Below are 14,277 nucleotides of genomic sequence, written 5' to 3' on the forward strand. Positions count from 1 at the left end.
GAGATGGACGGCCCTGTGGCAACGACCAACGACCTCAAGAACGGCATGGTGCTCAACCTGGAGGGCCAGCTCTGGTCCGTGGTGGAGTTCCAGCACGTCAAGCCCGGCAAGGGCCCGGCCTTCGTGCGCACCAAGCTCAAGTCGGTCATGACCGGCAAGACGGTGGACAAGACCTTCAACGCCGGCACCAAGGTCGAGACGTCCAACGTCGACAAGCGCACGATGCAGTACCTCTACAAGGACGGCACCGACTTCGTCTTCATGGACGGCAAGACCTACGACCAGCTCCACGTGAGCGAGACGGTCGTGGGATCGGTCGCCGACTACATGCTGGAGAACCAGGAGGCGATCGTCGCCACCCACGAGGGCGCGCCGCTCTACGTCGAGCTGCCGGCCTCCGTGGTCCTCGAGATCACCTACACCGAGCCGGGCCTGCAGGGCGACCGCTCCACGGGCGGCACCAAGCCGGCCACCCTCGAGACCGGTGCGCAGATCGCCGTCCCGCTCTTCCTCGAGACCGGCACCAAGGTCAAGGTCGACACCCGCGACGGCTCCTACCTCGGTCGCGTCAACTGACGTGTCGGCTCGATCCAAGGCCCGCAAGCGGGCGCTCGACATCCTCTTCGAGGCCGAGTCGCGGGGGATGAACGCCTCCGACCTGCTCGCCGAGCGGCTCGCTTCGCCGGTCCGGGCCGGCCAGGACGACCACCCGGTGCCGGAGTACTCCTCGACCCTCGTCCAGGGCGTCGTCCGGCACTGGGCGTCGATCGACGAGGCGCTGACGACCTACGCGCAGGGCTGGACCCTCGACCGCATGCCCGCCGTGGACCGCGCGATCCTGCGCCTCGGCGCGTTCGAGCTGGTCTACGGCGACGAGGTGCCCGAGGGCGTCGCGATCGCCGAGGCCGTCGCCCTGGCCCGAGAGCTGTCCACCGACGAGTCCCCGACCTTCGTCAACGGGCTCCTCGGCCGGCTGCAGCAGGTCAAGCCCACCCTGGTCTGAGCCACGGCCCGACCACGGCTCGTATGCCGGAAGGCCCCGACCCCACGAGGGGCCGGGGCCTTCCGGCATACGAGCTGGACGGGACGCCTGCGCGGACCCGGCAGGGTCAGGACTCCGGGATGCCGCGACGGGCGGCGGGGTCCAGGACGCCCCAGCCGACGAGCTCGTCGGCCAGCTGGCCGGGGGAGGTGTCGTAGATGACGGCGAGGGTGCGCAGGTCCTCCTGGCGGATGGACAGGACCTTGCCGTTGTAGTCGCCGCGCTGGGACTGGATGGTCGCGGCGTAGCGGGCGAGGGGGCCGGCGCGCTCGGCGGACACCTGGGACAGCGCCTCGAGGTCGATGATCAGCTTGGCCGGGGCCTCGGTGGCGGGCGCCACCTCCGAGTCGGGCATGAGGGCCGAGACGGGCACGCCGTAGAAGTCGGCGAGCTCGGAGAGTCGCTGCACGGTCACGGCGCGGTCCCCACGCTCGTAGGAACCCACCACGACGGCCTTCCAGCGACCCTGGGAGCGCTCCTCGACCGCGTGCAGGGAAAGGCCCTGCTGGGTGCGGATGGAACGCAGCCGGGACCCGAGGGCCTTCGCGTAGTCGCTGGCCATGACTGACTCCGATCACGTAACTGTCTGTAACAGTGGAATGGTTACTCACTGTGATCCTTGCGGCAAGCGCAACCGCCGAAAGCCCACCAATATTCATTCGTATGGGCACATCTTTGACGCTGAGCGAGTGAATGGACGGTCTGAGTAGTCGTTGAGGTCGGTGGGTGTCCGCCCGATTGGCCCCGTCCTGTTCCGATTGTGACCGTCCGCGAGGGTTCGGGCGGTTGGGGCGCTGGTGACGGGGCACCGGACGCGGGTCACGACCACCCGCCCGGGCCCGCTAGGATCGTGCCGATCGACATCCTTTAACGACGTCCAGCGAGGCGAGAAGGAGGTCAGACGCGATGACGCCTGCCCCAGACCACACCCCCCAGTCATCCGGCGACGACGGCACCGATGCCCGGATCGTCATGAGCGACAACGAGATCGCCCGGGCCTTGCGACGCATGGCCCACGAGGTGCTCGAGCGCAACAAGGGAGCGGAGGGCCTCGTCGTCCTCGGTATCCCCACCCGAGGAGTCCCGCTCGCCCGCCGCCTGGCCACGACCATGGCCGAGGTCGAGGGCACGGACGTCCCCGTGGGCGCGATCGACATCACGATGTATCGAGACGACCTGCGGCGCAAGCCGATCCGCCCCGCGGAGAAGCTCGACATCCCCTCCGTCGGCATCGACGACAAGATCGTCGTCCTCGTCGACGACGTGCTCTACTCCGGCCGCACCGTCCGCGCCGCGCTCGACGCGCTGGCCGACCTGGGCCGCCCCCGGGCCGTCCGGCTCGCCGTCCTCGTGGACCGCGGCCACCGTGAGCTGCCCGTCCGCGCCGACCACGTCGGCAAGAATCTCCCCACCTCGTCCACCGAGCGGGTCTCGGTGCTGCTCGCCGAGCGTGACGGCACCGACGAGGTCCGCATCTCCGGAGGGAACCGGTGAACAAGCACCTCCTGTCCATCAACGACCTGACCCGCGAGGACATCACCCAGATCCTCGACACCGCCGTGCAGATGCACGAGGTGCAGCACCGCGACATCAAGAAGCTCCCCACGCTGCGCGGCCGCACCGTCGTCAACTTCTTCTTCGAGGACTCGACCCGCACGCGCGGGTCCTTCGAGCTCGCCGAGAAGTGGCTGTCCGCCGACTCGCTCAACATGGCGGGCAAGGGGTCCTCCCTGTCCAAGGGCGAGTCCCTGCGCGACACGGTGATGAACCTCCAGGCCATGGGCGTGGACGGCTTCGTCATCCGCCACATGGCCTCCGGGGCGCAGCAGCAGATCGCGAGCTGGGTCTCCGGCGTGGTCATCAACGCCGGCGACGGCACGCACGAGCACCCCACCCAGGCCCTGCTCGACGCCTACACCATGCGGCGCGAGCTGGGGGACCTCGACGGCCGTCACGTGGTCATCTGCGGCGACCTGCGCCACAGCCGGGTCTTCCGCTCCAACGTGCTGTGCCTGGCCAAGCTCGGCGCCACGGTCACCGTCGTGGCGCCGCCCACGCTGATGCCGGACGGCATCCGCACCTGGGCCGAGCGCGACGGGTTCACCTGGTCCTACGACTTCGACGCCGAGATCCCCCAGGCCGACGTCGTCATGATGCTGCGCGTGCAGAAGGAGCGGATGAGCGGCGGTTTCTTCCCCACGCCGCGCGAGTACATCGCGGGCTTCGGCCTCACGCCGCGCAGGCTCGAGCTCATGCGCGACGACGCGCTCATCTGCCACCCCGGCCCGATGAACCGCGGCCTGGAGATCTCCTCCGACGCCGCCGACGGCGCCCGGTCGGTGATCCTCGACCAGGTCTCCGGCGGCGTCGCCGTCCGCATGTCCGTGCTCTACCACCTGCTCGCCGGCGAAGGAGAGACCGCCTGATGTCCACCACCTTGATCACCGGCGCCAGCCTGCTCGGGGAGCGCACCGCCGACGTCCTCGTCGTCGACGGCGTCGTCCGCGAGATCGGCTCCGCCGCAAGCATGTCCGTGAGCGCGGGCGCGGTCGACGAGACCATTGACGCGGACGGCCTGGTCGCCCTGCCCGGCCTCGTCGACCTGCACACGCACCTGCGCGAGCCGGGCCGCGAGGACGCCGAGACGATCCGCACCGGGTCCGCGGCCGCCGCGGTGGGCGGCTACTCGGCGGTCTTCGCGATGGCCAACACCCAGCCCGTCACCGACACCCCCGAGAAGGCCGAGGAGATCTGGCGACGCGGGCGCGAGGCGGGTCTGGTCGACGTCATGCCCGTCGGCTCCGTCACCAAGGGGCTCGCGGGCGAGGAGCTGTCCGAGATCGGCCTGATGGCGCGCTCCAGGGCCCGGGTGCGGGTGTTCTCCGACGACGGGCGCTGCGTGCATGACAGCCAGCTGATGCGCCGCGCGCTGGAGTACGTCACGGCCTTCGACGGCGTGATCTCCCAGCACTCCCAGGACCCCAGGCTCGCCGACGGCACCGCCTGCTGCCACGAGGGCGAGCTGTCCGGCCGGCTGGGGCTGCCCGGGTGGCCCGACGCCGCCGAGGAGGTCGTCGTCGCCCGCGACGTCATGCTGGCCAAGCAGACCGGCGGCCGGGTGCACGTCGCCCACGTCTCGACGCCGGGCTCCCTCGAGGTCATCCGCTGGGCGAAGTCCAAGGGGGTGCAGGTCACCGCGGAGGTCACCCCGCACCACCTGGTGCTCACCACCGACCTCCTGCAGGACTACGACACCGTCTACAAGGTCAACCCGCCCCTGCGCCCGAGCGAGTATGCCGAGGAGCTCCGCGCGGCCCTGGCCGACGGCACCATCGACGTCGTCGCCACCGACCACGCGCCCCACGTCGTCCACGACAAGGAGCACGCGTTCGCGGACGCGGCGTTCGGCATGCTCGGGCTCGAGACCGCGCTCGCCGTCGTCAGCGACGTGATGGTGCAGAGCGGGCGGATGTCCTGGGCCGACGTGGCCCGGGTCATGTCCACGCGCCCCGCCGAGATCGCCCGCCTCGAGGGTCACGGCAGGCCGATCGCCGAGGGTGAGCCCGCCAACCTCGTGCTCGTCGACCCCACGCGGTCTCTGACCGTGGACCGCGCTGCGAGCGCCTCGCTGTCGCGCAACAATCCGTGGCACGGGCGGACCCTCACCGGTGCCGTCCGCGCGACGATGCTGCGTGGGCGCATTACCGTCCGCGACGGCCGGCTCGCGTGACCCCCGTCCTCACACCTGAGCGGAGCATGTCGTGACCCTGCGCCTCGAACGCCAACCGGCCCTGCTGATCCTCGAGGACGGACGGACCTTCGCGGGTCGTTCCTACGGAGCCGTCGGCAGCACCGTCGGCGAGGCGGTCTTCTCCACCGGCATGACCGGCTACCAGGAGACCCTGACCGACCCCTCCTACCACCGTCAGGTGGTCGTCATGACCGCCCCGCACGTCGGCAACACCGGCGTCAACGGCGAGGACGACGAGTCGCACCGCATCTGGGTGTCCGGCTTCGTCGTACGGGACCCCGCGCTGCGCCCGAGCAGCTGGCGCAGCACGGCCTCGCTGGAGGGCGAGCTGGAGCGCCAGGGCGTCGTCGGGATCTGCGAGATCGACACCCGCGCCCTCACGCGCCACCTGCGCGAGCGCGGCTCGATGAAGGTCGGCATCTTCTCCGGCGACGTGGCCGACACCCCCGTGGAGCGGCTGATCGACCGGGTCGTCTCCCAGTCCGCGATGGCCGGCTCGGCCCTGGCCGCCGAGGTCAGCGCCGACGAGCCGTACGTCGTGCGCCCCGAGGGCGAGCCACGCTACCGCGTGGCAGCGCTCGACCTCGGTATCAAGGGCATGACGCCGCAGCGCATGGCGGAGCGCGGCCTTGAGGTGCACGTCCTGCCGGCGACCTCGACGTTCTCCGACATACAGGCCCTCTCCCCGGACGCGGTGTTCATGTCCAACGGGCCCGGGGACCCGGCCGCCGCCGAGCACGAGGTGGGCGTGCTGCGCGAGGTGCTGGGCGCGCGGATCCCGTTCTTCGGCATCTGCTTCGGCAACCAGATCCTCGGGCGCGCCCTGGGCCTCGGCACCTACAAGCTCAAGTACGGCCACCGCGGCATCAACCAGCCGGTCATGGACCTGTCGACCCGCAAGGTCGAGATCACCGCGCAGAACCACGGCTTCGCCGTCGACGCGCCGATCGGCGAGGACCTCGAGACGCCCTTCGGGCGGGCCCGGGTCAGCCACGTCGGCCTCAACGACCAGGTCGTCGAGGGCCTGGAGTGCCTCGACGTCCCGGCCTTCTCCGTGCAGTACCACCCCGAGGCGGCGGCCGGCCCGCACGACGCCGCCTACCTGTTCGACCGCTTCGTCGACCTGATCGGGTCCGCCCGCTCCGACTCCGTCCCGTCCGAGGAGGACGCTCGCTGATGCCCCGCAACCCCGACATCAAGAGCGTCCTGGTCATCGGCTCCGGGCCGATCGTCATCGGCCAGGCCTGCGAGTTCGACTACTCCGGCACCCAGGCCTGCCGCGTGCTGCGCGAGGAGGGGATCCGGGTCGTCCTGGTCAACTCCAACCCGGCCACGATCATGACCGACCCGGAGTTCGCCGACGCGACGTACGTCGAGCCCATCACCCCCGAGGTGGTGGAGGCGATCATCGCCAAGGAGCGCCCCGACGCGGTCCTGGCCACCCTCGGCGGCCAGACCGCCCTCAACTGCGCCATGGCGCTGCACGAGGCGGGCGTCCTCGAGCGCTACGACTGCCCGCTCATCGGCGCCAACGTCGAGGCGATCCAGCTGGGGGAGGACCGCGAGCGCTTCAAGGGCGTCGTCGAGCGCTGCGGCGCCGAGTCCGCACGATCGATCGTCTGCCACTCCATGGACGAGTGCCTCGACGCCGCAGGCGATCTCGGCTACCCGCTCGTCGTCCGGCCGTCGTTCACCATGGGCGGTCTCGGCTCCGGCTTCGCCTACGACGAGGCCGACCTGCGCCGCATCGCCGGCGCCGGCCTGTTCGCGTCGCCGACCACCGAGGTGCTGCTCGAGGAGTCCATCCTCGGGTGGAAGGAGTACGAGCTCGAGGTCATGCGCGACCACGCCGACAACGTGGTGGTCGTCTGCTCCATCGAGAACCTCGACCCCATGGGCGTGCACACGGGCGACTCCATCACCGTGGCGCCGGCCCTGACGCTCACCGACCGGGAGTACCAGGATCTGCGCGACATCGGCATCGCCGTCATCCGCGAGGTCGGCGTCGACACCGGCGGGTGCAACATCCAGTTCGCCGTCAACCCCGAGGACGGCCGGATCATCGTCATCGAGATGAACCCGCGCGTCTCCCGCTCGTCGGCGCTCGCCTCCAAGGCCACGGGGTTCCCGATCGCCAAGATCGCGGCCAAGATGGCCATCGGCTACACCCTCGACGAGGTCCCCAACGACATCACCCGCGAGACCCCGGCGTCGTTCGAGCCGACCCTGGACTACGTCGTCGTCAAGGTGCCGCGGTTCGCGTTCGAGAAGTTCCCGGCCGCCGACCCGACGCTCACGACCACGATGAAGTCCGTCGGCGAGGCCATGGCGATCGGCCGCAACTTCACCGAGGCCCTGCAGAAGGCGCTGCGCTCGCTGGAGAAGAAGGACGCGGCCTTCCACTGGCGCGGCGAGCGTCCCGGCCGGGACCAGGGTGCGCAGTGGCTGGAGCAGGCCAAGGTCCCGACGGATGGCCGGATCCTGCTGGTGCAGCAGGCGCTCCGGGCCGGCATGACGGTCGAGGAGGTGCACGAGGCGACCCGCATCGACCCGTGGTTCCTGGACCAGATCGAGCTGCTCAACGAGGTCGCCCGCACGATCAAGGGATCCGAGACCCTCACGCCCGCGCAGCTTCGGCTGGCCAAGCGCCACGGCTTCTCCGACGCGCAGGTCTCGCAGCTGACCGGCATGGCCGAGCCGGTGGTGCGCGGGGTGCGGCACGCCCTGGGCGTGCGCCCGGTGTTCAAGACGGTCGACACGTGCGCCGCCGAGTTCGCCGCCCAGACGCCCTACTACTACTCGTCGTACGACGAGGAGACCGAGGTGCTGCCGCGCGAGAGGCCGGCCGTCCTCATCCTCGGCAGCGGCCCCAACCGCATCGGCCAGGGCGTCGAGTTCGACTACTCCTGCGTGCACGCCAGCTTCGCCCTGCGCGACGAGGGCTACGACACGGTCATGATCAACTGCAACCCCGAGACCGTCTCGACGGACTACGACACGAGCAGCCGGCTCTACTTCGAGCCCCTGACGCTCGAGGACGTGCTCGAGGTCTACCACGCCGAGCGCGCCGCCGGCCCGATCGCGGGCGTCATCGTCCAGCTCGGCGGGCAGACGCCGCTCGGGCTGGCCCAGGCGCTCAAGGACGAGGGCCTGCCGGTCGTCGGCACGTCGCCCGAGGCGATCCACCTCGCCGAGGACCGGGGGGCCTTCGGTCGCGTCATGCACGACGCCCAGCTGCCCGCGCCCAAGTTCGGCACGGCCTACTCCGCCGCCGAGGCCCTCGAGGTCGCCCGGGAGATCGGCTACCCGGTGCTCGTGCGGCCCTCCTACGTCCTCGGCGGGCGCGGCATGCAGATCGTGTATGACGACCAGACCCTCACCGACTACGTCACGCGCGCGGCGCTGGCCAGCCCCGAGCACCCGATCCTCGTGGACCGCTTCCTCGACGACGCGATCGAGATCGACGTCGACGTGCTCTACGACGGCGAGGAGATGTACGTCGGCGCGATCATGGAGCACATCGAGGAGGCCGGCATCCACTCCGGCGACTCCTCGTGCGTGCTGCCTCCCGTCACGCTGGGCCGCGCCGAGATCGACCGGGTCCGCGAGTCCACCCGCCGCCTCGCGCAGGGCATCGGTGTCCGTGGCCTGATGAACGTCCAGTTCGCACTCGCCCAGGACATCCTCTACGTCCTCGAGGCCAACCCCCGCGCCTCGCGCACCGTGCCGTTCGTGGCCAAGGCCACGGGCGTCCAGGTCGCCAAGGCCGCCGCGCGGATCATGATGGGCGCCACCATCGCCTCGCTGCGGACCGAGGGCCTGCTGCCGGTCCAGGGGGACGGCGCCTCGCTGCCCATCGAGGCCGGAACGGCGGTCAAGGAGGCGGTGCTGCCGTTCAAGCGCTTCGTCACCCAGGACGGCGAGTTCGTCGACACGATCCTCGGGCCCGAGATGCGCTCCACCGGCGAGGTGATGGGCCTGGCCGACGACTTCGGCACGGCCTTCGCCAAGAGCCAGCTCGCGGCGTTCGGCGGCCTGCCCACGCAGGGCACGGTCTTCATCTCGGTCGCCAACCGGCACAAGCGCGCCATGATCTTCCCGTGCAAGCGGCTGGCGGACCTGGGCTTCCGGATCCTCGCGACCGAGGGCACGGCCGACGTCCTGCGCCGCAACGGCGTGCGGGCCGAGGCGGTGCGCAAGCACAGCGAGGGCCGCGGCCCGGACGGGGAGCCCACGATCGTGGACCTCATCCTGGCCGGCGAGGTCGACATGGTGGTCAACACGCCCACCAGCCAGGAGGCGCGGGCCGACGGCTACACGATCCGGACCGCGACCACGTCGATGGACAAGCCGATCATCACCACGGTGCAGCAGCTGGCCGCGGCGGTGCAGGGCATCGAGGCGCTCGGCGACAAGGTCGTGCGGGTGATGTCGCTGCAGGAGCACGCCGAGCGGCTCGCCCGGCACGGCGCGCACGCGGCGGAGTGAGACGGCACCCGGCCCGGACGGACCTGGCGAGCACCGACCGACCCGAGGAGACCCCGTGAGCCCGACCCCCTTCGGCGTGCGGCTGCGCGCGGCCATGGACGCCCACGGGCCGCTGTGCGTCGGCATCGACCCGCACCAGCAGCTCGTGGAGTCCTGGGGGCTGCCCTACTCCCTCCAGGGCGTGGAACGCTTCGCCCTGACCTGCGTGGAGGCGTTCGGGGGAGAGGTGGCCTGCGTCAAGCCGCAGTCCGCGTTCTTCGAGGTCTTCGGATCCCGCGGGGTCGCCCTCCTCGAGCGCGTCCAGGCGGGGCTGCGCGAGGCCGGCACGCTCACGATCCTCGACGTCAAGCGCGGCGACATCGGCTCCACGATGACGGCCTACGCCGAGGCCTTCCTCGGCCAGGACAACCCCGACGCGGTCGACGCCATCACCGTGAGCCCCTATCTCGGCTACGGCTCGCTGCGACCGGCTCTCGACCTGGCGGCGACGACGGGGCGCGGCGTCTTCGTGCTGGCCCTCACCTCCAACCCCGAGGGTGCCTCGGTGCAGCACGCGCGGGGCGCCGGCGGGCGATCGGTCGCGGGTGAGGTCGTGGCCGGCGCGGCCGAGGACAACGCCGCTGCTCGACGGGCCGGCGACCTCGGGAGCGTCGGCCTCGTCGTGGGCGCGACGATCGGTGACGCGGTCCGGGACCTCGACCTCGACCTGCGCTCGATGGGCGGACCGCTGCTCGCACCGGGGGTGGGAGCCCAGGGCGGCACGGCCGAGAGCCTGCGCCAGGTCTTCGGGGCCGCGCTGCCCCAGGTGCTGCCGTCCAGCTCACGCGAGGTCCTGTCGGCCGGCCCGGGCGTGCGGTCCCTGCGAGATGCCGTCCACCGGACGGGTCAGCAGATGCGCGCGCTGGTGACCCCGTCTGACTGAGCGACGCGAAAGTGCGCGTCAAATGTCCGGATTCGTTCCCAGCGATCTCCGGCGGGGGGCTAGGCTCGTCACACGCCGCTCGGGCCCCCGCCCCGCGTTGCGGCTGCGCTGGCCCCGCCAGTACGTTGTCCACAAGCATCACCGACCGGCGCTGGCCAGCCCGGTCCAGACCCACCGAGGAGACTCCTGTGGCCTTGCCGACCCTGACCCCCGAGCAGCGAGCCGAGGCACTGGAGAAGGCCGCCGTCGCTCGACGCGAGCGCGCTGCGGTCAAGAACCAGCTCAAGTACGGCCAGGGCTCGCTGCGCTCGGTCCTCGCCGAGGGCAAGTCCAACGACGTCATCGGCAAGATGAAGGTCTACGTGCTGCTCGAGTCGCTCCCCGGCGTGGGTCAGGTGCGAGCCCGCCAGATCATGGAGGAGGTCGGGATCTCCCGCACCCGTCGTGTGCGCGGTCTCGGCGCCAACCAGATCGCGGCGCTGCTCGCCCGCTTCGAGAACTGAGCGCGATGACCGAGGCCGCTGCGCCCCGCCCCCGACTCGTGGTCCTCGCCGGACCCACGGCGGTCGGCAAGGGCACGGTGGCGGCCTACGTCCGCGACCACCACCCCGAGGTCTGGCTGTCCGTCTCCGCCACCACGCGTGCGCCGAGGCCCGGCGAGCGGGACGGGGTGCACTACCACTTCCTGGACCGTGCCGAGTTCGAGCGCCGCCGCGACGCGGGGGAGTTCCTGGAGTGGGCGACCGTCCACGGCACCAACCTCTACGGCACGCCGCGCTGGCCCGTCGACGAGGTGCTGGCGGAGGGGCGTCCCGCGCTCCTCGAGATCGACCTCCAGGGTGCGCGCCAGGTGCGGGAGTCCATGCCCGAGGCGCTCTTCGTCTTCCTGGCGCCGCCGAGCTGGGACGAGCTGGTGCGCCGGCTGGTCGGCCGGGGCACCGAGGACGAGGCCGAGCGGGCCCGCCGCCTGACCACCGCGCGGGCCGAGATCGCCGCCCAGGCGGAGTTCGACGTCACCGTCGTCAACGACGATGTTCGCCGAGCGGCCGAGGAACTCGTATCATTGATGAGATCCACCCATCGACTGAAGCGAGACTGACTGTGCCTGGCACCGTTGCTGCCCCCATCGGGATCACCAACCCGCCGATCGACGACCTGCTCCAGGTTGCGGACTCCAAGTACGCCCTGGTCATCTACTCGGCCAAGCGCGCCCGGCAGATCAACGCCTACTACTCGCAGCTCTCCGAGGGCCTGCTGGAGTACGTCGGGCCGCTCGTCGAGACGCAGGTCCACGAGAAGCCCCTGTCGATCGCGCTGCGCGAGATCAACGACGGTCTGCTGACCTCCGAGCCCACCGAGGGCTGACCCACGCCATGGCTGTCCACGAGGACAGCAGCAGCGCCCGCCCCCGTCGCGTCGTCCTCGGCGTCGGCGGGGGCATCGCTGCCTACAAGGCCGCCTCGCTGCTGCGCCGCTTCACCGAGGCCGGTGACGACGTCACCGTCGTGCCGACCGGGGCGGCGCTGCGGTTCGTGGGGGAGCCGACCTGGTCGGCGCTGTCCGGCAAGCCCGTCACCCCCGAGGTCTTCGACGACGTCGAGCAGGTGCGGCACGTGCTGCTCGGCCAGCAGGCCGACCTCGTCGTCGTGGCCCCCTGCACCGCCAACCTGCTGGCCAAGGCCGCCCACGGCCTCGCCGACGACCTGCTGACCAATGTCCTGCTCACCGCCCGGTGCCCCGTCGTGCTCGCCCCGGCGATGCACACCGAGATGTGGCAGCACCCGGCGACCGTCGCCAACGTCGCGACGCTGCGGGCGCGTGGCGTCCACGTGATCGACCCCGCGTCCGGCCGCCTCACCGGCCGGGACACCGGCCCCGGGCGGCTGCCGGAGCCCGAGGCCATCCACGAGGCCTGCCTGCGGGTGCTGGAGGGCTCGCCGGTCGAGGCAGCGGGCCCAGCTGATGACGCGGACCTAGCGGGCACGGCTGATGACACAGACGCAGCAGATCACCAGGACCTGCAGGGTCTGCGGGTCGTGGTGACCGCCGGCGGCACCCGCGAGGCGCTGGACCCCGTCCGATTCCTCGGGAACCGGTCGAGCGGCAAGCAGGGCATCGCGATCGCCGAGGCGGCGGCCGCGCGCGGTGCCGAGGTCGTCCTGGTGGCGGGCGCGATCGACATACCGCCCCCGGATCACCCGCGGATCGACACCCGCAGGATCGAGTCGGCCCTGGAGCTGCAGGACGAGATGGCGGGCCTGCTGACCGACGCCGACGTGGTCGTCATGGCCGCCGCGGTCGCCGACTTCCGCCCTCGGGAGGTCGCGACCTCCAAGATCAAGAAGACCCACCAGCAGGATCCCGCCCACGCCCCGGACGAGTCCGCCCCCGTGATCGAGCTGGTCCGCAACCCCGACATCCTGGCCGGGCTGGTGCGCGACCGGGCCCGCAGCGGGGTCGACCGGCCCTACATCGTCGGCTTCGCCGCCGAGACCGGCGACGCGGAGCACACCGTGCTCGAGCTCGGGCAGGACAAGCTGCGGCGCAAGGGTTGCGACCTGCTCGTGGTCAACCAGGTGGGGGTCGGCGTGACCTTCGGCCAGGACGACAACACCGTGACGATCCTCCGGCGCGACGGCGGAGAGCCCGTCACGACCGGGCCGACGACCAAGGCGCACGTCTCACACACGCTCCTCGACGTCATCGCCGCCGACCTGCGGCGCTAGACTCCCGGCAACCTGCCGTCCATGCGCTGAGGAGCAACACGTGTCGCGTCTGTTCACGTCCGAGTCCGTGACCGAGGGCCACCCCGACAAGATCTGCGACCAGATCTCCGACTCGATCCTCGACGAGATGCTCCGCCAGGATCCTCGCTCCCGGGTCGCGGTCGAGACCATGGTGACCACCGGCCTCGTGCACGTCGCCGGCGAGGTGACCACCGAGGGGTATGTCGACATCCCCCGCATCGTGCGCGACACCGTCCTGCGGATCGGCTACGACAGCTCCACCAAGGGCTTCGACGGGCAGTCCTGCGGCGTCGAGATCTCCATCGGGCAGCAGAGCCCCGACATCGCCCAGGGCGTCGACACGGCCTACGAGTCCCGCACCGGCGGGGTCGACGCCCTCGACAAGCAGGGCGCGGGCGACCAGGGCCTGATGTTCGGCTACGCGTGCGACGACACGCCCGACCTCATGCCGCTGCCGATCCACCTGGCCCACCGCCTCTCCGAGCGCCTCACCGAGGTCCGCAAGGACGGGACGCTGCCCTACCTGCGGCCCGACGGCAAGACCCAGGTGACGATCGCCTACGACGGCGACCGCGCCGTCCGCGTCGACACCGTCGTGCTCTCCACGCAGCACGCGTCCGACATCTCCCTGGAGGGCCTGCTCCAGCCCGACATCGTCAAGCACGTCTTCGAGCCCGTGCTGGCCGAGCACGCCGACGGCCTCGACGTCGAGGGCTACCGCACGCTGGTCAACCCCACCGGCCGGTTCGAGATCGGCGGCCCCATGGGCGACGCCGGGCTCACCGGCCGCAAGATCATCGTCGACACCTACGGCGGCATGGCCCGACACGGTGGCGGCGCGTTCTCCGGCAAGGACCCCTCGAAGGTCGACCGTTCCGCCGCCTACGCCACCCGCTGGGTGGCCAAGAACGTCGTGGCCGCCGGCCTCGCCAAGCGGTGCGAGATCCAGGTCGCCTACGCCATCGGCAAGGCGCAGCCCGTCGGGCTGTACGTCGAGACGTTCGGCACCGAGACCGCTCCTGTCGACGCGATCCAGCGGGCCATCACCTCGACCTTCGACCTGCGTCCCGCGGCGATCATCGACGACCTCGACCTGCTCCGCCCGATCTACGCCCGCACCGCCGCCTACGGCCACTTCGGCCGGACCGGCGGCGACGACCGCGGCTTCACCTGGGAGCAGACCAACCGCGTCGAGGACCTGCAGCGCGCCGTTCGCGGCTAGGGCGTGTCTCTTAAAGTTGGCAGCCATAGGAGGATCGCGCGGAGCAGGACGCCGGCCCGGTAGGTCAGGGCGAGCTTGTCGTACCTGGTGGCCGGGGCGCGCCAT

14 protein-coding genes are annotated in these 14,277 nt (G+C 71.2%); 13 read left to right on the top strand and 1 reads right to left on the bottom strand.

What is annotated here, in order from left to right; genetic code table 11:
• Nucleotides 1-15: 15 nt before the first annotated feature.
• Both efp and nusB read left to right on the top strand, forming a co-directional pair.
• On the top strand, nucleotides 16-576 hold the full coding sequence (gene efp, locus B4K29_RS08940) for an elongation factor P (RefSeq protein ID WP_029210438.1): 561 nt from the start codon (nucleotides 16-18) through the stop codon (nucleotides 574-576).
• A 1-nt stretch (nucleotide 577) separates the two neighbouring features.
• Entirely contained in the window at nucleotides 578-1,003 is a 426-nt protein-coding gene (gene nusB, locus B4K29_RS08945) for a transcription antitermination factor NusB (RefSeq protein WP_029210439.1), read from the top strand.
• A gap of 106 nt (nucleotides 1,004-1,109) precedes the next feature.
• Here nusB and B4K29_RS08950 read toward each other — a convergent pair whose 3' ends face one another.
• Nucleotides 1,110-1,604 (bottom strand): transcriptional regulator, encoded by a 495-nt coding sequence (locus B4K29_RS08950; protein ID WP_019286124.1) that lies wholly within the window; start codon nucleotides 1,602-1,604, stop codon nucleotides 1,110-1,112.
• Nucleotides 1,605-1,948: 344 nt separating this feature from the next.
• Here B4K29_RS08950 and pyrR point away from each other — a divergent pair, with 344 nt between their 5' ends.
• From pyrR to metK, 11 genes are all read left to right on the top strand, one after another.
• The gene (pyrR, locus tag B4K29_RS08955; RefSeq protein WP_029210440.1) at nucleotides 1,949-2,536 is read left to right on the top strand and encodes a bifunctional pyr operon transcriptional regulator/uracil phosphoribosyltransferase PyrR; all 588 of its coding nucleotides are present in this window, start codon (nucleotides 1,949-1,951) and stop codon (nucleotides 2,534-2,536) included.
• Nucleotides 2,533-3,468: an aspartate carbamoyltransferase catalytic subunit gene (locus tag B4K29_RS08960; RefSeq protein WP_019286121.1), complete on the top strand. Its 936-nt coding sequence runs from the start codon at nucleotides 2,533-2,535 to the stop codon at nucleotides 3,466-3,468. The genes pyrR and B4K29_RS08960 overlap by 4 nt, the downstream gene beginning before the upstream one ends.
• Nucleotides 3,468-4,772, top strand: a complete 1,305-nt coding sequence (locus B4K29_RS08965; RefSeq protein ID WP_286958149.1) for a dihydroorotase — start codon at nucleotides 3,468-3,470, stop codon at nucleotides 4,770-4,772. The genes B4K29_RS08960 and B4K29_RS08965 overlap by 1 nt, the downstream gene beginning before the upstream one ends.
• Nucleotides 4,773-4,803: 31 nt before the next feature.
• Nucleotides 4,804-5,970, top strand: a complete 1,167-nt coding sequence (gene carA / locus B4K29_RS08970) for a glutamine-hydrolyzing carbamoyl-phosphate synthase small subunit (RefSeq protein ID WP_376786873.1) — start codon at nucleotides 4,804-4,806, stop codon at nucleotides 5,968-5,970.
• Entirely contained in the window at nucleotides 5,970-9,281 is a 3,312-nt protein-coding gene (gene carB, locus B4K29_RS08975; RefSeq protein WP_239263459.1) for a carbamoyl-phosphate synthase large subunit, read from the top strand. Before carA ends, carB begins: the two co-directional genes overlap by 1 nt.
• Nucleotides 9,282-9,336: 55 nt before the next feature.
• Nucleotides 9,337-10,203 carry an orotidine-5'-phosphate decarboxylase gene (gene pyrF / locus B4K29_RS08980; RefSeq protein WP_286967102.1) on the top strand — a complete coding sequence of 289 codons (867 nt, stop codon included), beginning with the start codon at nucleotides 9,337-9,339 and terminating at the stop codon, nucleotides 10,201-10,203.
• Nucleotides 10,204-10,391: 188 nt separating this feature from the next.
• The gene (mihF, locus tag B4K29_RS08985; RefSeq protein WP_019286116.1) at nucleotides 10,392-10,706 is read left to right on the top strand and encodes an integration host factor, actinobacterial type; all 315 of its coding nucleotides are present in this window, start codon (nucleotides 10,392-10,394) and stop codon (nucleotides 10,704-10,706) included.
• A gap of 5 nt (nucleotides 10,707-10,711) precedes the next feature.
• Nucleotides 10,712-11,302 carry a guanylate kinase gene (gene gmk, locus B4K29_RS08990; RefSeq protein ID WP_029210446.1) on the top strand — a complete coding sequence of 197 codons (591 nt, stop codon included), beginning with the start codon at nucleotides 10,712-10,714 and terminating at the stop codon, nucleotides 11,300-11,302.
• 2 nt (nucleotides 11,303-11,304) lie between these two features.
• Nucleotides 11,305-11,568 carry a DNA-directed RNA polymerase subunit omega gene (gene rpoZ, locus B4K29_RS08995; protein ID WP_019286114.1) on the top strand — a complete coding sequence of 88 codons (264 nt, stop codon included), beginning with the start codon at nucleotides 11,305-11,307 and terminating at the stop codon, nucleotides 11,566-11,568.
• 8 nt (nucleotides 11,569-11,576) lie between these two features.
• The gene (locus tag B4K29_RS09000) at nucleotides 11,577-12,929 is read left to right on the top strand and encodes a bifunctional phosphopantothenoylcysteine decarboxylase/phosphopantothenate synthase (protein WP_286967103.1); all 1,353 of its coding nucleotides are present in this window, start codon (nucleotides 11,577-11,579) and stop codon (nucleotides 12,927-12,929) included.
• Between the two features lie 40 nt (nucleotides 12,930-12,969).
• On the top strand, nucleotides 12,970-14,172 hold the full coding sequence (gene metK, locus B4K29_RS09005) for a methionine adenosyltransferase (protein ID WP_019286112.1): 1,203 nt from the start codon (nucleotides 12,970-12,972) through the stop codon (nucleotides 14,170-14,172).
• The last annotated feature ends 105 nt before the right edge of the window (nucleotides 14,173-14,277 follow it).

The sequence above is a fragment of the Arsenicicoccus sp. UBA6765 genome (assembly GCF_002453335.1).
Lineage (GTDB): Bacteria > Actinomycetota > Actinomycetes > Actinomycetales > Dermatophilaceae > Arsenicicoccus > Arsenicicoccus bolidensis.